The following is a 20641-nucleotide window of genomic DNA, read 5'->3' as shown; positions in this document are numbered from 1 at the left end:
GACGTTTTCGCGACAGGCAGACACAAGACGAAAAGAGGGAGAGGTCTATCAAATTAACCCACTCCCTACGCCTCACCTTAATTCATCTGCAATATCCGAACTAAACGAAGAAATATTCTTTTATCGAAGGTAAAAAAGTTCCTTCTCTTTCTCCATTATCAATTGTCTATCCTAAATTGTCCATTAAATTACAAAGCTCCCGCTGCCGTATTATCAAGAATTCCACCTAAGTGGGAGGTAATATTAATGGCTTGGAGTACGGGCAATCCTTCAGTACCGCTGGGGTAATCGATAACACTTACCGCCCCATTCCCTTGTTTTATCGTCCAAATATCTGCCGGTTGCAGTCCGAGAAGGTAACAAAGAAGTACCTTATTAATTGCATCGTGGGCGACGACTAAACCCACCGTCGATTCCTCGGATTCGGATAAGGTTTTAACAATATTATTCCAAGCCGCGATCGCGCGATCCCAAACCTGCTGCAAATTTTCTCCTTCGGGCATTTGTACCGTCTCCGGATGAATTTTCCACTGGTGCAACAAACCCGGAAAGGCGGCTTCGATTTCCGTCTCTAATTTACCTTCCCACAGTCCGTGACCGATCTCTTCAAACTGTGGTTCGAGCGCTAACGTTACTTCCGGATGGCGACTGAGAATAATTTCTGCTGTTTCTTTCGGACGCGCCATCGGACTGCTGAGGGCAAAGTTAAACCCAACATCCTGCAAAAATTCGGCGGCTTTCTGCGCTTGTTCTCGCCCGCGTTCGTTTAGCGGAACATCAATCGTTCCTTGAAAGCGAGATTCGCGATTCCATTGCGTTTCTCCGTGGCGAACTAATAACAAACGTACTTTTGTCTGCGGCGGACGCGGGGGCGGAATTTTAACGCCCATATGCGCGGTTTGGTTGAGCGATTCGAGTTGTACTGAATCTCCGAGGCTGCCACTAAAATTGAGAACATTAATGCAACAATTCGACTGTTGAATGGTATGGTAGCGCTCTACCGGGATGCCGATCGCGCTCATCAGCAAACAGCGGTTAATGCCATTATGCGCGACAATCAGCACGGTTTCACCTTGATGCCGAGCGAGCATTTCCTGCCAAAATTCTTGCGCCTGTTTGTAAAGCGAGAGTACCGGAAAATATTCGCCCGCTTCTAGCGTCATGCTGAATTCGTGAGGGAGATTTTTCCATTTGCGGTAAGCGTCTGCGTGTTGCGTTGCCGCATCTTTTTTATTCAGTTTTTCCCACAAGGGCAAATCGATTTCCAACAATAGCGACGATGCCGTTAAAGCCGGAGGATTGTCCAAACAGCGATGGATGATTTCTGCGGTTTGTGCCGCCCGTTGCAGCGGGCTGTGATATATCGCATCGAACTTGAGATTGGCAAGCGTTTCGCCCACAATTCGAGCATCGTTGCAACCTTTTTCGGTTAAAACCGATTCGTCGCAACGCCCCTGAATCATTTGTTGGGCGTTGTAGGTGCTTTGGCCGTGGCGCACGATAATTACGCGAGTCGTCAAACTTTCAATCCTCCGTCAGCAGACTTTCCAAAGGTTTATTGTAGCTTGCGGGTGGGACAGCTTCAGCCTAGCGGTTGACAGGGATGGCACGATCGCGTTACCTTTCCTTCAAACTAAATAGTTAGGACTCCTAAATAAAAATGGTCGTTTTGAGAAAGCAACGAACCAAGCTTTTAAAAGATGTAAACGCCTACCGACGTATAATCGTCAGCGCGCGCAAATCTCATCGTCGGGGGCGCGCCTATCAGCCCCAATTTTCCTTTGCCCAAGGACTCCTCTCTTGGGTAGGAAGCTTGATTGGTATTGAAGTGCTAGCTTATCTGTCGGTGTTTACGCACTATCCTTTGATTGCAGCCCCGTTCGGCGCGACTGCCGTTTTGGTGTATGGAATCCCCGATAGTCCTCTGGCGCAGCCTCGAAATGTGATTGGCGGCAATTGCATGGGTGCGCTCGTGAGCGTCGCATTAGTACAAGCGTTTGGGTCAGAACCTTGGGTGATGGGTTTGGCAGTCGCAACGACGATTAAGATGATGAAACTCACCCGCACGGTGCATCCTCCCGGCGGTGCGGTTGCATTGGTGGGCGTGATGAGTCATGCGTCTTGGAGTTTTTTATTAACTCCGGTGTTTGTCGGCTCTACGATTATGGTTTTATGGACTTTTGTATTCAATAACACAGCACCGGGCCGCCGTTACCCCAGACATTGGCTTTAATGTCCAATTGATTGGGGTCTATGAGTGGGAAAGAGGGGGAAACAGCGAGCGATGCGACAGTGGAACGCATTTTAGTCGGACTGTCTAAAGTCAGTTTGGCGCTCAAAAGTCAATCGTGGCAAGAAGCCGGACAACTCGGACTGTCTCCGACTCAAATTCAGATTTTATCGCTGCTGCAAACTAGCGGGAGTGAGGGAATGCGGTTGTCGGAAGTGGCGGCGGGTTTGGCGGTGACTGCGGCGACGGCAAGCGATGCGGTGCGAGTGTTGGAGGAAAAGGGGTTAGTGCAAAAAACGCGATCGCCTCGAGATCGGCGCGCGATCGCAATTACCCTGACTCCTCCCGGCGAAACCGTCGCCCGAGAAACGGCTTGTTGGCCGGATGTTTTGCTTCAAGCTGTCGGCGAACTTTCTGAATTCGAGCAAACTATATTTTTACAAGGACTGATTAAAATCGTTCGTAACTTGCAAGAAGCGGGAAAAATTCCGATCGCGCAGATGTGCCTAAGCTGTCAATTTTTCCATCCCCATCGCTATCCCGATAGCGAACGTCCCCATCATTGCGATTTTGTCGATGCGCCGTTTGGCGATCGCAACTTGAATCTCGAATGTCGCGATCGCATTCCTGCCCCCGCAGAAAGTGCCAACTCTAACTCCTAACGTTCTCCCTCAAACCAAGCCACAACCCCATCCGCGATCGCCGCAGCCAAACGTTCTTGTTCCCCCGGATTCGTAATCCATTCAAACTCCCACGGGTTAATCATAAACCCTAACTCCATCAGTATCGCAGGCGTAGTATGGGGTCGCGTCAGCGCCAGGTTATTCCAAAAAACCCCGTAGGACGGACGATTTAACTTTTCTACTAAATAATTATGTAAAAAAACCGCCAAACTGTGAGCTTGGGGATTATACCAAAACATTCCAATTCCCTGCGTATTTTCTGCATTGCCGCCATCGGGCAGCGCATTGTAATGGACGGAAAGAGAAATAGCGGGTTTGAGGCGATTAATTTCAGCGACGCGATCTTGCAGAGATACATCAACATCGCTGTCTCGCGTCATATAAACCTTAGCACCGCGCCGCTCTAACTCCTGCTGCAACAGCTTGGAAACGGCTAAATTAACATCCTTCTCTAAATATCCCGTCGGCCCGGATGCCCCCGATTCGTTGCCGCCGTGTCCCGCATCGACGACAATCGGCAATCCTTGCAACGGCAAAGCGCGATCGCTGCTCAGTTTAGGAGGATGGCGCAAGGATAACACCAAAGTTGTCCCCTCGTACCGCAAATCGTAACCCCATTGTCGATCGCTTTTGAGGTTAAACGTATATTCCACAACTGCCGGCGAAACTTGCCGCCAATCCAAACGCCGCACCAAGGGATTATCGTTGAAGGGAATCGTATCGGTTTGTGCGGTGGTATCGTAAAGCGTCAAAGTAAAGGTACTATCGCCCTGTTGCACGGCGAGGGGAACCGGAACCGTCAGCGGAAACCGAACTTCTGTCGCACCCTCAACCTGCCGCGAAAAAACGCTGCGAATCGTTGCTTGAGGCGGAACCGCCCCCGGTATAAGGCGCGTTTCGCTTTGCTTAATCCAGCCGCCGTAATCGAGGCGCAACCATTCCCCTTCGCGTCCGGTAACGGCGGCGCGAGTGCCTTTGGGGAGGGGCGTGAGGCGCGAATGGTCGGTACTGGGGCCGGTTCGCGCTACGCCCGCATCGGCGGTAACTTCCACGACTTCGAGTTGCACGGGGGAAAGAATCGTCACGCTACCGGGGGCTTGCTGGGAGAGGGTTTTACCGTTGAGGTTGAGTTCGTAGGTGGGTTTGCCGAGGGCGGCGGCGGCGTTGGCGGTGGCGCAACCTTGGTAAGGCGTTGCGTCGAGGGGGGCGGGTTGATTTTGGGCGTTGAGGACGGCAGAATTGGGCGGAAGTTGAACGGCGCTTTGGGGGGCGAGGGGAAGGGTGAGGTTGCCGAGGCGGACGGAAACGGCAGAATTTTGGGGCGCGATCGCGCTAAAACAAATTGCTTCTCCGGGCAGTTTGGCGAGGTCTGAGGCAGGAAAAAGCGAGTCTGGGGCAAAAGTGACCCCTTGGGGCGTTTCTGGCTGTCCGCTGTTGCGCGTGACGGTAACTTGAATTTCTTGGTTGCCGTAGCGGACAGTAAAGCGATTTTCGCCGAGGTTGAGGGGGAGACTGGGGGCGAAATGTCCGGCAGGACTGCGGCGAATGGGAGTGTTATTAATCAGGACTTCGCCTTGGGGCGGGGCGCTACCGATGAAGAAGAGTTGAGGGGCGGTGGTTTGATAGGTGCGGGGCGGGTAGGTGAGTTGGAGGGCAGCGGCGGTGGGTTGGGGGGCAGCGATCGCGCGATTGGCATTAAGATGGGGATCGAACATTAAACCCATACCTAGCGCGATACACAGTGCCGCTTTGCGGGGCGCGCCTAATGATAAATTATCGAGCGACTGTCTCATCATAAATTTGCCGATTTCCGCTGCACGATCTCAACCGTATTGATTTTACAGATTTTATGCTCGTTTTTAACAAGTTTCAACTCAAAATGAAGAGACAGCGACTTTCTCGCGCGCGAGGGATAGATATCTAAATTAAATTGGTAGGCGCGAACGACCTTTATCCTGCTTGTGTCCTTCATTTCATCTAAAAACTGCCATCCTAAATTTTTTAAAGTGTCGATCTCCGCACCAAAATAGACCGATTACCGCCCGCTGTTTCCGATTAACTGCAAACCGCTACAATAAATAAGTATTGTTAGAGGCAAGGTGCAAATGAAAGTTTTTGTAGCTGGAGCAACCGGACAAACGGGACGGAGAATTGTTAAGGAATTAGTCAAACAAAATATTTCCGTGCGGGCGATGGTGCGAGATCTAGAGAAAGGAAGAGAAATATTACCGCCGGAAGCAGATTTAGTCGTAGGTGATGTTCTCAATCGAGCCAGTTTAGCCGATGCGATCGCAGATTGTACCCATCTTATCTGCGCGACAGGTGCAACCCCTTCCTTCGATGCGACTGGCCCCTACAAAGTCGATTATGAAGGCACAAAAAATTTAGTTGAAGCCGCGAAATCAAAGAATATTCAACAGTTTGTATTGGTGTCTTCGCTTTGTACCTCTAAGTTCTTTCATCCCCTTAACCTATTTTGGTTGGTTCTTTATTGGAAACAACAAGCCGAAAATTACATTCAAAAAAGCGGTTTGCCTTATACCATCGTGCGACCGGGCGGTTTGTTAAACGAAGATAATTCAGACTCGATTATTATGGCTTCTGCCGATACCCTTTTTGAAGGGCGCATCCCGCGAACCAAGGTTGCTCAAACCTGCGTTGCGGCATTGTTCCAACCAGAAGCAAAAAATAAAATTGTGGAAATTGTTGCCGCCCCCGATGCACCCGCGAAGGAATGGCAGCAGCTATTTACCAGTGTTGCTTAAAAGCTCGTTTTACGAGTGGAGTGGGAGTCTGCCTAGGGTATTCTGTAGCGCTATGTCATAGATAGCATTTTTCATCGGGGTGAGGTACGCTTTCAATCTCAGATACTCCGTGCCTGACTTGTGAAAGCGATCGCCTTTGATAGATGAGAAGGCGCTTTACTTCCTATCTTTGTTCATTGGTTAGCGTGATACCAATTCTTATTGATTTTGCACGAATCCCTAAGAGGGCATAACGGTGTTATGCCCCTACGGCGACAAATTTAGTGCAAAACTTGTAGGAAATGGTATGAGTAACTTCTCCACTCCCCCCCTCCCGAAAGTCTCCCTCGTGATGACCGTCTACAACACCGAGGCGTATCTAGCGGAGGCGCTGGAGTCTGTGCTGGCTCAAACTTTCCCCGACTGGGAACTGATTCTCTGGGATGATGGCTCTACGGATCGCTCGGTTGCCATTGCCCAAAACTATGCCCAAAAGGATGCTCGGATTCGCTTTCAGCAGGGCGATCGCTTGGGGCGAGGTCGAGCGCTGAGTCAGGCTCATAGACTAACGCAGGGCGAGTACGTCGGCTGGCTCGATGCCGACGATCGCTTGGCTTCCACAGCTTTACAAGAAACGGTGGAGTTTCTCGATCGCCACCCAGAGTATGGCATGGTCTACACCAACCACGTCAATATCGATCTTCGGGGTCAGCGGCAAGGATTGGGGCAGCGATGCAAAATCCCTTATAGTCCAATCGGGCTGCTCGTCGATCTGCTAACCTTCCATTTCCGGTTGCTGCGACAGTCAGTATTTGCAACCATTGGCGGTATCCGTCCCGAATTTACCTCTGCCGAAGACTACGATCTCTCGTTGCGAGTTGCAGAAGTGACCCAAATCTACCATTTAGAACGCCCGCTTTACTTCTATCGCATCAATCCTCAAGGAATTTCCCACCAACAGCAACGCTTGCAGCGAGAGTCTTCGGAGCGGGCGGTTAATGAAGCGTTGCGGCGGCGCGGACTGGAGCGATCGTTGCAACTGATGGTGACTGAGGCGGGTGAATTTCACTTACAGCAGTTTGCCCCCTGGCAGGCGAAACCGATTACCGATGCGGCGCGATCGCACTTTAAACGCGGCAAATCTCTGGCCGGTCAGGGCGATTTAGCGGCTGCTGTGGCGTGCTTTCAGGAGGCAATTCGGCTGCAACCCGATTACATTGCCGCTCACAACCAGTTGGGCAATGCCTTGCAGGGGTTAGGGCAACTGGAAGCCGCGATCGCTGCCTATCAACACCTCCTGACCTTCAACCCCACTTTGGCGCAGGCTTACTGCAACTTGGGGGCGCTTTGGCAGATTCAGGGCAAAACCCAGAACGCGATCGCCGCTTATCAGCAGGCAATTCAACTCAAACCAGACTTGGCAGCAGCGCGCCAAAATCTCGCTAATTTACGGGGGGATCGATGACAGTGCATCAATTACGAATTACGAACTACGAATTACGAATTACGAATTACGAATTACGAACTACGAATTATTCCTCATCGTGGTCGCCAAACACCATCTGAAGAACTGTCGGTTGTCCGCCATCGCGATGGTGTCTATCTGCCCAAGCGCGAATCGTTTCGTCGAGATCCTCTCGAGCCGCTTCCAGGTTTTCTGGGGGAATATCAAGGGTTTCTAAGACGCGCATAACATTCGGTCTCTTCGCCGCCCAATCCCGCATCAAACGGAAGTAACGTGCTGTATCTTCGACGGTGGTATAAGTCCGCTCTTCGAGGTCGGCGGGGGAGTAACTGGCGCGCGTGAGGGCATAAAACGGGAGTCCTGAAGGGCGATCGATCCGCATCACGGTTCCCGAATAAATGAGGCGACGCTTAATATGTTCGGTTAGGGCTTCGCTAATCGGCATTTGTCGTTCCCGAGGGAAATCTTCTTGGGAACGAAGATGGAGATATTCAATGAGTTCTAAAAATTGAAAGGAGTCGATCGCTTTTGCGTCGGGTATATTTTGAGGAAGTTTCTTTTCCAGGTAGTCTTTTTCCTCAGAATCCAGGTTACAAGCATCGATCCGCGAGAGTCCCGGCTGCCAGGGATACTTTTCTAGCCACACATAAGGAAACTGAATCAGATAGCGGGGTTCTTGGGAACCCAACATTTTCATCAGCGTTCCTTCTGTCAGAGCATTTTTAACTTCTGCCACAATCGCTTTGACTCGTTTGGGTTCGATGTGGTGCAAATGCCCCGTCATCCGAATATTTTCGCCTTGCTCGAGGTAGGTTGCATAAATCGCGCATTTCGCGGCGGTCGCTGCCGCATCCAAAAATGCACCGTGACGATGCCCGCTCGTTCTCATGGCGCTGAATGCTAAGTAGAAAAGTATCCGATCCATCGCACTAGGGCTAAGACTTTGGATCAGATCGATGTCGTCGATCATAACGCTAACAATGACATTCCAGGGGTATAAGTTTACACCAGTAAGACAGATCGATGTCAAGGGCAGATGCAAGGCCCTCAACCTAACTTCCTATCGCAAGCAGCACCCTGATGCCAAGGTTTATTCCTCTACAATAATATAAAACATAGCGGTCAAAGCGCAACTATTTACAGCGGCAACCCGTTAAACCGCCGATTTTCCTCAAAAAAAATATCAGGACTTGCGAGGGAGAGTCCTGATATTTTTGCGGAGATGAAAAGTTAAATAAATTTCAATGGTAAGGCTCGATTTGCGGAGAGGATGAGGTGAAACGATCGCGCAGATTCCAGAAAGTGAGGGATTACGCTGCCAAGTTTTGAATGCGTCCGCTACCGCGATCGCTGGTAGCTTCGTATCGCCGCCCGCAACCGCGCAGGGGACAATCATCCGGATTGCCGTCTTCGGCTTGGAACACGCCACGAATAGATGAAATCGATTCTTGAGGGATTGAAACTGTTGTAGAAGTCGTAAATTGCACTAGCATGACTTTTGGAGAAGTGAAGGGGATTGCTAAGATAAGAGGCAGGACAGATAGCGCGTGCATGAGGTGAATAATTTGTTTTAGGTGTTATTTCCTCATACAGATTCTTTGGGATAGCTTCAGGAAAAACTCTCGTCAGAGTTAAGCGAAGACGTAATTTCATTACCCACTCTGCCCGTGTTGGCTATAAAGGAACAACGAGGCGAGAAGCAGTTCGTAGCCTCCTTTTCGCCGTGTATATAGGCTCCAAAATTTATCGTTCCGGCATTGATTGAAGCGCGATCGCCGCTTAGCGACTCGCTCAATGGCTGCAACCTTTTATGTTCTAAGCAGCGAGCTTTACCAGCAAGCCGATAAAAAACTTTCAGCCTTAAGCCGCCCTCGCTGTTTAATAATTAAAAGGCGAGACTTTTGACTGATTATTTCGGGTAAGCCGATTCCATTTCTCAACCATCAAACCTTGTATGACCCAGCGCGCGCTCCTACGATGGATGGGCCTCGTTGCTATTCTGTGCCTTCTCTCAATCGGTCTGCACCCCGTTCGTGCAGAAAGTTCCGATTTTTGGAAAATTTACGAAACGACGTTTAAATCGGCTAAATATGTCGATTTAACCCATGCTTTTAGTCCCACAATTCCGGTGTGGCCCGGTTTCGGTAACGCGACATTTGAACCCGCCACAGCCGGTGCCGACCTGCCCAGCTATATCAAGACCGGGGAAGAATACACCTACGCGCAACACGGCTTTATTGCTACAGCTTACAACCTCCCCACCGACCAATACGGCACGCAACTCGACCCGCCTGCGCATTGGGATGAATATGGCGCTACGATTAGCGATCTCCCTCCAACTTATGCCTTGCGTCCCTTGGTTGTAATTAATGTCAGCGATCGCGTCGCGGCAGATCCGGGCGATCGCGCGACGGTTGCCGATATTCGCGCTTGGGAAGCGAAATACGGCAAAATCCCGGAAGGTGCGGTGGTGATGTTCCGCACGGACTGGTCTAAAAAATGGAGTCAGAGCGATCGCTTCAATCAAAAACCCTTTCCCAGCGTCTCCTTAGATGCCTTACAATTCCTGCACTTACAGCGCCACATCCTCTTTCACGGACACGAACCGCTCGACACCGATACAACCCCAGATTTAGAAGGAGAATCCTGGCTGCTCCACAACCACTATACTCAAGCCGAAGGGGTTGCCAATTTAGATAAAGTACCGGAAGCGGGCGCTCTAGTCGCGATCGGGTTTGCCAAACCTGAAGGCGGAACGGGCGGCTACGCGCGATATATCGCTATCTGTCCGCCCGATTGGTCCTATGGAGTTTCCGTTCTCGAGTCTCCAGGTGCGCCTTTACCCGTGCAACCCTATCCTCTGCGTCGCGACAAACGAGGCGTTTTGCAACCGACTCCACCCGATTAGTTCGACTACCTAACATCAAAATTGGCTGCAAAATCGATCGACCTAAACAGAAAAGGGAAGCTGGTTAATACCAACTTCCCCATTCATTAATTTGGTGTTAGCGTACTAAATTGCTGCGCCTTCTGCCGGTTCGCTACCTGTAGAGGTAACACAAGAGCGCAGGAAGGTAATTTGTTCGTTAGGCTCGCTGCCCTTAAGTGCGGATAGGAGTTTCTGACCTCCTTCTGCCATCTTATACCCTTCTGGCATCGGAATTACTGTCCCTTCTTCCATTCCTTGAGCTAAACGATACCAAAATAAGAGTTTAGTATTATCGCTTAAAGAACCGTATTGGCGAGTAATTTCGTTACTGGTTCCTTGAAGAAGGTCGCGTTGAACTTGCAACTGTTCTTCGTGGGACATCCCTTTAACTTGGTCGTATAAGCCTCCAGCTATTGCATCTCCTGCTGCACCGGGGGCGGCGGGGGTAACACTCCCACTCTCTCCCATTTCCGTGTAAACAAACCACAGCAATGCGAGTTGGTCGTCAACACTTAAATTTTTAAATTGAGAAACTAATTGGTCGGGTTCCATTAGGAAAATTGCCTATTGTAGAGGTAATATTTTTTGCTCGAAAATGTCGATCTGAAATTGAGTTAAGATGATGCCAATTCAAGACTTCATCATCAATTTAGATTGAATGAAAATTTCATATCGAACTTTTTTTATAGTAAGGGCAACGGTTTTAAAACCCTGCCTGCCCAAAGTCATATCTTTAAGAATTGTATTTATTCCCTAAGTTTAATGAAGTCGCGATCGCCTTTTGAATATCCCCTTTTTTGCCGTAAAAAATTTTTCCATTCAGGGGATGACGCGCGATCCCCATTGTGTTATGTCTATGATTCGTGGATTTTGCAAGGCGATCGCGTTAAGAAGAATTGATTTTACGTCTTTACAGACAAGCAAGGTAGGGACGTTTTCAGTTAACCTCCCTACCGAATTCAACAATGCAAGTTCTCCAACGGGTTAGAACTGCCGCAAGAAGCGCAAATCGCTGTTATAAAGGCGGCGGATATCGTCGATTTGATGCAAGACCATTGCAAAGCGTTCGACCCCAAAACCGGCAGCAAAACCGGAGTAAACTTCGGGATCGTAGCCCACGGCTTTAAGAACGTTGGGATCGACCATTCCGCACCCGGCAACTTCAAGCCATTTGCCGCGCCATTGTACGTCTACTTCGGCGGAAGGTTCAGTGAAGGGAAAGTAACTGGCGCGGAAAAGCATGGGCAGTTCTTCGCCAAACATCTGGCGCACGAATTCCTTAATCGTGCCTTTAAGATCGGTGAAGGTTAAACCTTTGTCGATCGCGAGTAACTCGACTTGATGGAATACTGCCGAGTGAGTCGCATCGACGGTATCGCGACGGTAAACGCGCCCGGGTGCGATGATGCGCAGGGGCGGTTCGTGGGTTTCCATGTAGCGGATTTGCACCGAGGAAGTCTGCGTCCGCAGGAGATTGCCGTTGGGGAGGTAGAAGGTATCCTGCATATCCCGCGCGGGGTGGTCGGCGGGAGTATTAAGGGCTTCAAAGTTGTAGTATTCGCTTTCCATTTCCGGGCCTTCAGCGACGGTGTAGCCGAGTCCGAGGAAGATTTCGATGAAGCGATCGATGGTGCTGTTGAGGGGATGGAGGCGACCGAGGGGGCGACCGACTCCCGGCATGGTGACATCGAGGGTTTCGGCTTCGAGTTGGGAAGCGATCGCGGCTTCTTCTAGGTGCGTTTTGGCGGCATCGAGGCTATTTTGCAGGGCATCTTTGACTTGGTTGGCGATCGCGCCGATGCGAGGGCGTTCTTCAGCGCTGAGTTTGCCCATACCCCGCAGAATCTGCGAGAGTTGACCTTTTTTGCCTAAATAATTGACGCGCAATTGTTCGAGGCGCTCGAGGTTATCTGCCGCCGCGATCGCGCCGGTTGCGTCTTGGTTCAGTTCGCTTAGTTGCGTTTCGATGTCGGTCGGGGATGAAATCATTGCAGTTATCTAGTATCGGTCATCAGCGATCGGTGACTATCGCCTCAATTTGCATTGAGATTGCCGATGGCTCGCTCACTCCAGTTTACCGGCATTTCAAAACTCAAAATTCAAAATTTAAAATTTACGGCATCTCGTAAAAATTACTTAGGTAATAATTCGCAGTTGAATAAATCTTTTTTTTGAAAAGTCAATTTTTACCCTGAACCCCTCGAATTACTCCTGTATTTTCTTAAGAAATGGGGTGAGGGGTCATACCATTCAGGCAAAGAGATTACCCTTAAAAAAGACTGTACCAATCCTTAAAAAATAGAGAGACTATTTCCATGACTTGCTATAGACCTTTAAACTTGTTAATCAGTAACGACGATGGCATCTTTGCCACAGGAATCCGCACTTTAGCCGATACTTTAGCGCGAGCGGGCCATGAAATTACTGTCGTCTGTCCCGATGGCGAGCGATCGGCTACCGGACACGGACTGACACTGCACCAACCGATTCGCACCAATCTGATCGAATCGGTGTTCCATCCAAACGTCAAGGCCTGGTCTTGTTCGGGAACCCCCGCAGATTGCGTGAAATTAGGCCTTCACGCCCTGCTCGACAGACAACCGGATTTTGTCCTAGCCGGGATCAATCACGGCTCGAATTTAGGGACGGACGTGCTGTATTCGGGAACCGTCTCGGCGGCGATGGAAGGCTCGCTCGAAGGGATTCCTAGCATTGCCTTCAGTTTGGCGGGTTTTAATTCCTTAGAATTTCCAACAGCGGCGAACTTTGCGATCGATTTGCTCGATCGCCTCTGTAAAAACCCCTTACCGACAACGACGCTATTAAATGTCAATGTCCCCTCCGTCAAACCCGACGCAGTTGCGGGAGTGACTATCGCTCGCCAAGGCGTGCGCCGCTACATCGAACAATTCGAGAAGCGCGTCGATCCGCGCGGCAAAAGCTATTACTGGCTGGCTGGCGAAGCGATTGAAGAAATCGACCAACCCGACCACCAACATCTACCTTCTTGTATTCCGACAGACGTACAAGCGATTCGGGAAAACTATATCACCATTACCCCTCTACAATATAATCTTACAGATGTCCGCAGCGTTTACGAATTGTCTGACAGTTGCTTATTCGGCGAAGGACTCACAGTTAATTCCGGGGGATGAGCGCTCGCAGAGGGAGCGGGCGTTAAACTTGTAATCCCTCTGCTTCATCTCCCGACTCAAATCTTCAACATCGAATGACTCAATACTCATCTTCTGAATCCAACGGGCAATCCAGTCCCGAAAGTGTAACCCTCACTGATGAAATGGGGCGATCGCTTTCTTGCTATGTCGAACGTTCTTTTTCGATTGAGGGATCGACTTATCACTTATTATTGCCTGTCGATGCGCCGATCGCGATTATCGCCTGGGATAGTGAGGAAGAAACCGCCAATGCGACTTGGATTGAAAATAGCGAAGAACTCGAAGAACTTTTCCCCGATGCTAAAGCGGTTTTAGCCGAACAAGAATTGGTGCTTCAAGATGCTGCTTATACGCTGACCGTCGCTGGAGAATTACCGGAGGTGGATGAAGACGATCTTCTCACCTTAGAAGTCGAAAATGATGGGGGAGACATCGAAACTGATGAATATCAGTTTCTCGCAACCTTCTTCCATAACGAACAGGAATACGAAATTTATACTCCCCTTTCTCCCCTACTATTTTTCGCTCGAGAGCTATCCTCCGGAAAACTCGAACTGTTATCGCCAGAAGACTTTAAGAAAGTGCAACCCTTTATCGAAGATTTGTTGTTTGAATAACCGAATGGGGGCATTTAAAGTTCAAAATTGGGAGTTGGGAACGTGAATTCTACCGCACGTATTTCGAGATGGACGTACTACGGTTTAGTTCTGCCGCTGGCGCTAATTTTTTGCGGCTGGCAGGGGTGGGCGTGGTGGAATTGGGCGATCGCGCCGACGGCTCGAGAAGACGCTTTGCGCAATGCCCCCGCCGATATTCTCCAAATTACCGTTCCCAAAGGCACTTCCATTCCCCAACTCGGTAGCGATCTTAAAGCGGTGGGTTTAATTCGCTCGGATGTCGCTTGGAAATTGTGGGCTTCTTGGCTGAAGCTGCGAAAAGAAGGCGGTTTTCAGCCCGGAGTTTACCGCCTTTCGCCCCAAGATTCTTTAGTGGCGATCGCGGATAAAATTTGGCGCGGAGAATCCGTGCGCCTTAGCTTTACCGTTACGCCGGGACAATCCTACCGCCAAATGGCGATAGAATTTGCGGCAGCAGGCTATTTCAGCGAACAGGATTTTCTCAATGCCGTGCGACAAATTCCGCGCGATAAATACCCTTGGTTGCCCGCCAATTTACCGCATTTGGAAGGATTTTTATTTCCCGATACCTACGAAATTAAGAGCGATCGCCTTACGCCCAAACAAGCGATCGATATGATGCTCGATCGCTTCCAAAAAGTAGCACTGCCTCAGTACCAACAGCTACAAGGAAAAAATAAACCGAGCTTATTAGACTGGGTAACGCTTGCTAGTCTCGTGCAAAAAGAAACCGCAGTCGAAGAAGAACGCCTCACCTTAGCTGGGGTATTTGCAGGACGTTTGCGCGAAGGATTGAAACTCGAGTCCGATCCGACCGTAGAATATATTTTAGGCATTCAACAAGCGCCAGAAAAGTCCTTAACTGCCGAACAAATACAGGTAGACTCGCCTTATAATACTTATCTTAAACCCGGTCTGCCACCCGCACCGATCGCGAGTCCCGGTTTAGCCAGCCTACAAGCGGCCCTTTCTCCTCCCCTCACTCCCTATCGTTTCTTCGTGACTCGTCCCGACGGTACGCACTTATTCACGAAAACGCAGCAAGAGAATGAAATTGCCAAACAAGCGCTTCAGAAACAACAAAATAATTGATAATTGATAATGGATAATGGATAACGAAGAGGTGGTAATTGATAATGGATAATGGATAACGAAGAGGTGGTATATTGATAATGGACAATGGACAATAAATCATCAATTTCATTACCGCATAATCCTAAATTTTAACCTAAACTTAAATGCTTATCCCTCAAATATTTATTAATTGTCAACTATCAATTGTCAATTATCAATTATAAAAATGGCTCTAAAAATCCACTTACAACCCAACCTCGTTCTCGGCGGTCCCGTCATTGATTTAACACCCGAAATCTTACAAAAATATCACCTCAAAGGATTAGTGTTAGATGTCGATGAAACCCTCGTTCCCCTCAGAAAACGGGAGGTTTCACCTGAAGTGATCGAGTGGGTAACGCAATTGCGGGATACCGTCCCGTTATGGTTAGTCAGCAATAACCTCAGTGAAAATCGCATCGGTAGAATCGCGCAAGCCTTGGATTTACCCTACATTACCGGGGCGCGCAAACCTTCGCGGCGGAAGTTGCGGCAGGCTGTGGCAGAGATGAATTTACCCGTGGAACGAGTGGCAATGGTGGGCGATCGCTTGTTCACCGACGTGCTAGCGGGGAATCGCTTGGGGATGTTTTCGATCTTAGTCGAACCGATGGTGGATCCCTTGAAAGTTCCTTCCCACGCCCTGCGAAACATGGAAGTGTTAGTGTCTGAGTTGTTAGGCGTGACGCTTGCCCACGGCAATCACAGACTTCACCCACCCCATCGTCGATAATGACCAAATAATTCGTAATTCGTAATTCGTAATTCGTAATTCGTAATTTTAGGTCATAGAGCAACTAATTTTAATTCGGGAAAAGTAGATAAATCTCAAACAACGATATTCAAACCCCCGATGACCGTTGTGGGGTAATAATTACGAACTACTAATGATGTTGACACGAACGCTAGTTATTAAGATTGGAACGTCCAGTTTGACGCGGGACGGACAGTTAGCGCTATCCGCGATCGCGATGTTAGTCGAAACCATTGCCCAACTTCAAGCCAATGGCGATCGCGTCGTCCTCGTTTCCTCCGGTGCAGTAGGCGTGGGTTGCGCCCGTCTCAACCTGAGCGAACGTCCCCAACAAATCGCCCTCAAACAAGCTGTCGCAGCCGTCGGACAGGGGCGCTTAATCCGCATTTACGACGACCTCTTCACCAGTTTAAACCTCCCGATCGCGCAAGTCCTATTAACGCGGCGGGATTTAGTAGAGCGCAGTTCCTACATCAACGCCAAAAATACCTTCGCTGCCCTCTTAGAACTCGGTGTCGTCCCCATCGTCAACGAAAACGATACCGTCGCCGTCGAAGAACTGCAACTGAAATTCGGCGATAACGACACCCTTTCCGCCCTTGTTGCTAGTTTAATCGGAGCCGATTGGTTATTTTTACTTACCGATGTAGATCGCTTGTACTCAGCCGATCCGCGCGCCAATCCTGACGCGCAGCCCATCCAGTTAGTTAGCGCCGAAGAACTCGCGCAATTGCAAGTCGAAGCGGGGAGTAGCGGTTCGCAGTGGGGAACGGGCGGTATGGCAACGAAACTCTCCGCCGCGCGCATTGCCACCAGTGCGGGGGTGCGAGTGGCGATTTGTCACGGCAAACAACCGGAAAATATCGAGAAGATTTTACAAGGGGAAGCGATCGGCACGCAATTTGAGCCGCAACCCCGCCCTACCAACGCCCGCAAGCGTTGGATTGCCTACGGATTAGTCGCGCGCGGCAAACTTTACCTCGATGCGGGGGCGGTTAAAGCGATCGCGCGGGGCGGAAAATCGCTCCTAGCGGCTGGAATTACGCGCGTGGAGGGCGAATTCCTCGCTTCCGATGCTGTGGTACTCTGCGATCCCCAAGGGGTAGAAATCGCGCGAGGATTGACGAACTATACGAGCGCGGAAGTGCGGCAAATTCAGGGGCAACATTCCGATCGCATTCCGGAAATACTGGGCTATATGGGGGCGGAAACCGTCGTCCATCGCGATAATTTAGTCGCGATCGAAGCGTAGAATTCACCCCCCGTTAGAGTCTCGCGATCTCGCTGCAAAGGCAACTCAACCGCCGGAATTAAGACACAGGCGAGAAAAGCGAGGTTATAGCGCTACGCCCATACGTTAGGACAATTCGGTAGGGTGGGCAGCGCCCACCAATCAAGGCTTCAGCTTTTTAGTACCGCTCATTATCAGGCAAGTAGCGCTATATATCCCCCTCGAGGCGGTCTTTAATCCTCCGGATAAAAGCTACACTAATTGGGCTTAGTTTAGGAGTTGAAATTTGAAGGAAATCAGTAGAGGATAAGGGGAGTGCGATCGCTCGAGCTTCGGGCAAAGAAATTCAAGGTAAAAAAGTAATTGATTTGTTCGGAACTGGGGGAGGCGGTCGTGTATCTATCGGTAGCCAGTTGGGGGGCATCTAAGGTCACGCAGGAGGAGTATTATGTCCAATCAATTCATCAATACCGGAAAGTCTGTTGCAAATCGCACTTGCGAAATTCGCGACGAATTACTAGAACTGCTGGTGCGGGATGAGATAGCTTATCCCTGGAATCCAACCGATCCCGATGCAGAAGCTTATTTCGATCGCACCGAAGCAGAACTTGCAGGCGTGGAAGCGTCGGAGGACTGGGACATCGCGTTTCAAACCGACAGTTTTTTCGCTTGCACGGAGCGCGCTTGGTCGTCGTTAGAGATTCGATCGGTTCGCAAATCGCTCTTAGAACGCTTTGGCGAGTGCGTTCCTCACGAATTTTTAGAGACGATTGCCACTCGCGCTCGAACGATCTTCTCAGCTTCGCTCTCACCCGCCGAGCAACTCGTTAATTGCGTTCAACCGTTATTATCGAATTGGGCAGAAGAGGATTTGTATGTGTTTGCGCGTCCGCTGGCCCACGCCATGCGTTCGGGAGCGCAACCGGAAGCCGAACCCGTCGCTTGGGAACAGTTGTCCGCGATCGAACAAGCTCGCTATACCATGAAGGTCGCTCGCTACGCTTTGGTTTATATTGAAAACGAACCGCTCGATTAAAGGCAATCAGTCTGCGATCGCGCGGTTTTAGCTTTGAAGCGGCAAATGGTACAGTTTTAGCCAATCCCTTAATTTCCAATTCCAAGTTGCTAACAATCCTCGCCCGTTGGTTAATCGGCGGACTCATTTTTCGTTCTCTTGTCGCTTACTGGCTCTATCCCGGCTTCGATGAAGCCTATTACTACCTCTATAGCTTGCATCTCGACTGGAGTTATTTCGACCATCCCGTACTCGTCGCACTGACAACGGGGTTCGGCGTTTGGCTAACGGGCGCGGTATCTCAATTTACCCTGCGGATTGGTCCGCTGCTGCTTTATACGGCGAGTTTGGCGCTGTTGTACTTAACGGGGGCGCGTTTGTTCGGTCGAAAAGCGGCACAATGGGCGATCGCAATTGCCTCCGTTATCCCCATCTTTACTGTCGGTTTTGGCATCCTCACCCTGCCGGACAACCCCCTCATTTTCTTCTGGACTGCGAGTTTATACTGTGCCGCCTGCGAATTCTTCCCACTTTCCCCCGCTCCTGCCGAAAAAGTACCGGAATATCGCCCCAGCTATCGCCTCGCCTTACTCGGAATTCTCGTCGGTTTAACGATTTTAGGGAAATATCATGGCTTTTTGCTGGGCTTCGGACTCGTGGTTTTTGCTGTAACGAGCGATCGCCACCGCCGCGCCCTCTTCTCGCCTTGGACTGCCCTTTCCCTTGCCCTCCTGCTTCTCACCCTCTTCCCACTCTGGTATTGGAACTGGCAGCACGATTGGGTTTCCTTCCGCTTCCAACTCTCCTCGCGTTTCGACCCAAAAACCAATACTCCCCCCGCACCTTATAACCCTCTCAACGCTTTCCTCGTTTTCCTCAGTACAATTGCGTACTTGTTTCCCACAATGGGAATTCCCCTGTGCTGGACTAGCTTTCAGGCAACTAAGCGAATTATTACTTCTCAATTTCCCGCCGCCGAGCGAGAAACTCGCGATAAATACTTACTGATTCTCTGCGTATCCTTACCGATTGCCCTCGGTTTCATTCTCTTGGGCGGGAAGACGCAAATTTTAGCTGGATGGCCGATGCCGGGATTTTGGGGCTTAACCTTAATTCTCGGCGATCGCGCGGTTCTTTGGGAACAACAAGCGCGACGGCAAACGCAACGGTGGTTATGGGGAACGGTTTGTTTCATGCTGCCGATTATCCTGCTGCTGATGTTGCATCTCAACCTGGGAACGCTGCAAAAACCCAGTCAGTACGCGCTGTTTGGCGGTTTCATCGCCCCAGAAAGCGATCCCTCGCGCGAGTTAATCGATACCAAACAGTTGCAGCGCGGTTTCGAGACTAATCCAACCCTCCAAAAAGCCTTAACCGAAGCCAGTTTTGTAGCGACTAATGCTTATTATCTGGGCGGATTTCTTGGCATGGCTTTAATCCCGCTTAAACCGATTCCCATCGTTTGTTTTAGCGAAGATATGCGCGGTTTTGCTTCTTGGACGAAACCGGAGCAATTTTTAGGGAAAGATGGGCTGTATGTTACGTTAAAACGGTTTCATGAAATGCCCGAACTGACGCAGGAGTTTAGCGCTTATTTCAGCCGTTTTGAAGAAATTGGGACGGTTCCGCAAATGCGCGGCGGTGCAGTGACGGAGGTTTGGTATGTTTATCGGGCGGTAGAAATGCTAAAAGCCTATCCGAGATCCGCGATCGATGTTTTAAGTAATAATTGATAATTGAGCCAAGTAGGGTGCGTTAGCGAAGCGTAACGCACCATCTATAATACCAATTCTCATGAATTTTGCACGATTCCCGAAGAGGGCATAACATTGTTATGCCCCTACAGCAAAAAATTTAGTGCATCGCGATTGGGAATTGGTATAAAGACATATTCAAAATTCGCGATCGCCGCAGCGAAAATCGCGAGACAAACACAGTCAGTAACACTCCTTATACCAAATCCGATTGTCAAGACCTACGAACAAGGATAAGATTAAATTAAAATCATTTAAATCCCTAAAAATGCCCAAAAAAGCTTATATAGCCCCTCACTTTAGTTCAGATGAACTGAAAAGTAAATATTTGAAAAATCAAGACCCAGTAGAATCAAGAAGATGGCATTTACTGTGGAAAGTTTCTCAGGGATGGACAGTCAAAAATGCTGCACTCGCCGTAGGAATAAATTATAACTATGGTAAAGAAATCCTGAAAAAGTATAACGAATTAGGTGAAGAAGGGGTCAAAAACTTAAAAAATAAGACTTTAAGAGTTAGAGGAGGGAAAAAACCTTTATTAACTGACCAACAACTTGAAAAATTAGCAAAAGAATTAGAATCAAGACCGGCAGACGGAGGAGTTTGGACGGGTCCAAAAGTAGCTCGCTGGATAGCCCAAGAAAACTGTGTCGAAAAAGTTTGGGAGCAGAGAGGATGGGATTACCTAAAAAAGCTCGGATACTCCTGTCAGAGACCGAGACCAAAACATAAAAAAGGAGATGTTATTGAACAGAAAGAATTCAGACAAAACCTCCCGTCAAAAGTTCAAAAACTAAAACAACAGTATCCAGAAGCAGAAATAGATGTCTGGTTTTTTGATGAACATAGGGTCGGCTTAAAACCGATTCTCAGAAAAGTGTGGAGTCCGGTGGGAGAAAGACCTATCGC

The 20641-nt window shown here is 49.5% G+C and carries 19 protein-coding genes; 13 read left to right on the top strand and 6 right to left on the bottom strand.

What is annotated here, in order from left to right; translation table 11 throughout:
- Positions 1 to 188 precede the first annotated feature (188 nt).
- Complete coding sequence (locus tag H6G50_RS21630) at positions 189 to 1520, bottom strand: histidine phosphatase family protein (RefSeq protein WP_190721234.1); 1332 nt, start codon at positions 1518 to 1520, stop codon at positions 189 to 191.
- A gap of 140 nt (positions 1521 to 1660) precedes the next feature.
- Here H6G50_RS21630 and H6G50_RS21625 point away from each other — a divergent pair, with 140 nt between their 5' ends.
- Together H6G50_RS21625 and H6G50_RS21620 are read left to right on the top strand one after the other, a co-directional pair.
- A complete protein-coding gene (locus H6G50_RS21625; protein WP_190721233.1) occupies positions 1661 to 2233 on the top strand; it encodes an HPP family protein in 573 nt (190 codons plus the stop codon).
- 20 nt (positions 2234 to 2253) lie between these two features.
- Positions 2254 to 2892 (top strand): MarR family winged helix-turn-helix transcriptional regulator, encoded by a 639-nt coding sequence (locus tag H6G50_RS21620; RefSeq protein WP_190721231.1) that lies wholly within the window; start codon positions 2254 to 2256, stop codon positions 2890 to 2892.
- Here the strand turns inward: H6G50_RS21620 and H6G50_RS21615 are convergent.
- Positions 2889 to 4709, bottom strand: coding sequence for an N-acetylmuramoyl-L-alanine amidase (locus H6G50_RS21615; RefSeq protein WP_242032934.1), 1821 nt, complete (start codon positions 4707 to 4709; stop codon positions 2889 to 2891). The two genes, H6G50_RS21620 and H6G50_RS21615, sit on opposite strands and share 4 nt — an antisense overlap.
- Positions 4710 to 5018: 309 nt before the next feature.
- Here H6G50_RS21615 and H6G50_RS21610 point away from each other — a divergent pair, with 309 nt between their 5' ends.
- Both H6G50_RS21610 and H6G50_RS21605 read left to right on the top strand, forming a co-directional pair.
- On the top strand, positions 5019 to 5678 hold the full coding sequence (locus H6G50_RS21610; RefSeq protein ID WP_190721229.1) for an SDR family oxidoreductase: 660 nt from the start codon (positions 5019 to 5021) through the stop codon (positions 5676 to 5678).
- 286 nt (positions 5679 to 5964) lie between these two features.
- On the top strand, positions 5965 to 7122 hold the full coding sequence (locus H6G50_RS21605; protein ID WP_190721227.1) for a glycosyltransferase: 1158 nt from the start codon (positions 5965 to 5967) through the stop codon (positions 7120 to 7122).
- 67 nt (positions 7123 to 7189) lie between these two features.
- Here the strand turns inward: H6G50_RS21605 and hetR are convergent, their stop codons facing one another.
- Together hetR and H6G50_RS21595 are read right to left on the bottom strand one after the other, a co-directional pair.
- Entirely contained in the window at positions 7190 to 8092 is a 903-nt protein-coding gene (hetR, locus tag H6G50_RS21600; protein ID WP_190721225.1) for a heterocyst differentiation master regulator HetR, read from the bottom strand.
- Positions 8093 to 8432: 340 nt separating this feature from the next.
- The gene (locus tag H6G50_RS21595; protein WP_190721223.1) at positions 8433 to 8615 is read right to left on the bottom strand and encodes a hypothetical protein; all 183 of its coding nucleotides are present in this window, start codon (positions 8613 to 8615) and stop codon (positions 8433 to 8435) included.
- Between the two features lie 461 nt (positions 8616 to 9076).
- On the opposite strand from H6G50_RS21595, the gene H6G50_RS21590 reads away from it, so the two are divergent.
- Positions 9077 to 10030, top strand: a complete 954-nt coding sequence (locus H6G50_RS21590; RefSeq protein WP_199303332.1) for a cyclase family protein — start codon at positions 9077 to 9079, stop codon at positions 10028 to 10030.
- 105 nt (positions 10031 to 10135) lie between these two features.
- Here H6G50_RS21590 and H6G50_RS21585 read toward each other — a convergent pair whose 3' ends face one another.
- Complete coding sequence (locus H6G50_RS21585) at positions 10136 to 10603, bottom strand: orange carotenoid protein N-terminal domain-containing protein (protein ID WP_190721221.1); 468 nt, start codon at positions 10601 to 10603, stop codon at positions 10136 to 10138.
- Between the two features lie 432 nt (positions 10604 to 11035).
- Positions 11036 to 12040, bottom strand: a complete 1005-nt coding sequence (pheS, locus tag H6G50_RS21580; RefSeq protein WP_190721219.1) for a phenylalanine--tRNA ligase subunit alpha — start codon at positions 12038 to 12040, stop codon at positions 11036 to 11038.
- Between the two features lie 326 nt (positions 12041 to 12366).
- Between pheS and surE the strand changes: the two genes are divergently transcribed.
- The 8 genes from surE to H6G50_RS21540 form a co-directional block, all read left to right on the top strand.
- Positions 12367 to 13206 (top strand): 5'/3'-nucleotidase SurE, encoded by an 840-nt coding sequence (surE, locus tag H6G50_RS21575; RefSeq protein ID WP_190721217.1) that lies wholly within the window; start codon positions 12367 to 12369, stop codon positions 13204 to 13206.
- A gap of 74 nt (positions 13207 to 13280) precedes the next feature.
- Positions 13281 to 13844 (top strand): DUF3727 domain-containing protein, encoded by a 564-nt coding sequence (locus tag H6G50_RS21570; RefSeq protein ID WP_190721216.1) that lies wholly within the window; start codon positions 13281 to 13283, stop codon positions 13842 to 13844.
- A gap of 42 nt (positions 13845 to 13886) precedes the next feature.
- A complete protein-coding gene (mltG, locus tag H6G50_RS21565) occupies positions 13887 to 14957 on the top strand; it encodes an endolytic transglycosylase MltG (protein WP_190721214.1) in 1071 nt (356 codons plus the stop codon).
- Between the two features lie 208 nt (positions 14958 to 15165).
- On the top strand, positions 15166 to 15711 hold the full coding sequence (locus H6G50_RS21560; protein WP_190721213.1) for a YqeG family HAD IIIA-type phosphatase: 546 nt from the start codon (positions 15166 to 15168) through the stop codon (positions 15709 to 15711).
- A 160-nt stretch (positions 15712 to 15871) separates the two neighbouring features.
- Entirely contained in the window at positions 15872 to 16984 is a 1113-nt protein-coding gene (gene proB, locus H6G50_RS21555) for a glutamate 5-kinase (RefSeq protein WP_190721294.1), read from the top strand.
- A 427-nt stretch (positions 16985 to 17411) separates the two neighbouring features.
- Entirely contained in the window at positions 17412 to 17999 is a 588-nt protein-coding gene (locus tag H6G50_RS21550; RefSeq protein WP_190721211.1) for a hypothetical protein, read from the top strand.
- A gap of 86 nt (positions 18000 to 18085) precedes the next feature.
- Positions 18086 to 19711 carry a glycosyltransferase family 39 protein gene (locus H6G50_RS21545; protein ID WP_190721209.1) on the top strand — a complete coding sequence of 542 codons (1626 nt, stop codon included), beginning with the start codon at positions 18086 to 18088 and terminating at the stop codon, positions 19709 to 19711.
- 289 nt (positions 19712 to 20000) lie between these two features.
- Positions 20001 to 20641 (top strand): IS630 family transposase (locus tag H6G50_RS21540; protein ID WP_199303328.1); only part of this gene is annotated, 641 nt, incomplete at its 3' end.

It is taken from the genome of Oscillatoria sp. FACHB-1406 (assembly GCF_014698145.1).
Taxonomy (GTDB): domain Bacteria; phylum Cyanobacteriota; class Cyanobacteriia; order Cyanobacteriales; family Spirulinaceae; genus FACHB-1406.
This window is presented reverse-complemented; position numbering and strand designations above follow the sequence as displayed.

Bases quoted from the DNA above. Each gene is read 5' to 3' on its own strand.
- H6G50_RS21625 (WP_190721233.1), top strand. From the start codon at position 1,661: ATGGTCGTTTTGAGAAAGCAACGAACCAAGCTTTTAAAAGATGTAAAC.
- H6G50_RS21620 (WP_190721231.1), top strand. From the start codon at position 2,254: ATGAGTGGGAAAGAGGGGGAAACAGCGAGCGATGCGACAGTGGAACGC.
- H6G50_RS21560 (WP_190721213.1), top strand. From the start codon at position 15,166: ATGGCTCTAAAAATCCACTTACAACCCAACCTCGTTCTCGGCGGTCCC.
- H6G50_RS21550 (WP_190721211.1), top strand. From the start codon at position 17,412: ATGTCCAATCAATTCATCAATACCGGAAAGTCTGTTGCAAATCGCACT.
- H6G50_RS21590 (WP_199303332.1), top strand. From the start codon at position 9,077: ATGACCCAGCGCGCGCTCCTACGATGGATGGGCCTCGTTGCTATTCTG.
- H6G50_RS21570 (WP_190721216.1), top strand. From the start codon at position 13,281: ATGACTCAATACTCATCTTCTGAATCCAACGGGCAATCCAGTCCCGAA.
- H6G50_RS21610 (WP_190721229.1), top strand. From the start codon at position 5,019: ATGAAAGTTTTTGTAGCTGGAGCAACCGGACAAACGGGACGGAGAATT.
- pheS (WP_190721219.1), bottom strand. From the start codon at position 12,040: ATGATTTCATCCCCGACCGACATCGAAACGCAACTAAGCGAACTGAAC.
- H6G50_RS21585 (WP_190721221.1), bottom strand. From the start codon at position 10,603: ATGGAACCCGACCAATTAGTTTCTCAATTTAAAAATTTAAGTGTTGAC.
- H6G50_RS21605 (WP_190721227.1), top strand. From the start codon at position 5,965: ATGAGTAACTTCTCCACTCCCCCCCTCCCGAAAGTCTCCCTCGTGATG.
- hetR (WP_190721225.1), bottom strand. From the start codon at position 8,092: ATGATCGACGACATCGATCTGATCCAAAGTCTTAGCCCTAGTGCGATG.
- surE (WP_190721217.1), top strand. From the start codon at position 12,367: ATGACTTGCTATAGACCTTTAAACTTGTTAATCAGTAACGACGATGGC.
- H6G50_RS21615 (WP_242032934.1), bottom strand. From the start codon at position 4,709: ATGATGAGACAGTCGCTCGATAATTTATCATTAGGCGCGCCCCGCAAA.
- H6G50_RS21595 (WP_190721223.1), bottom strand. From the start codon at position 8,615: ATGCTAGTGCAATTTACGACTTCTACAACAGTTTCAATCCCTCAAGAA.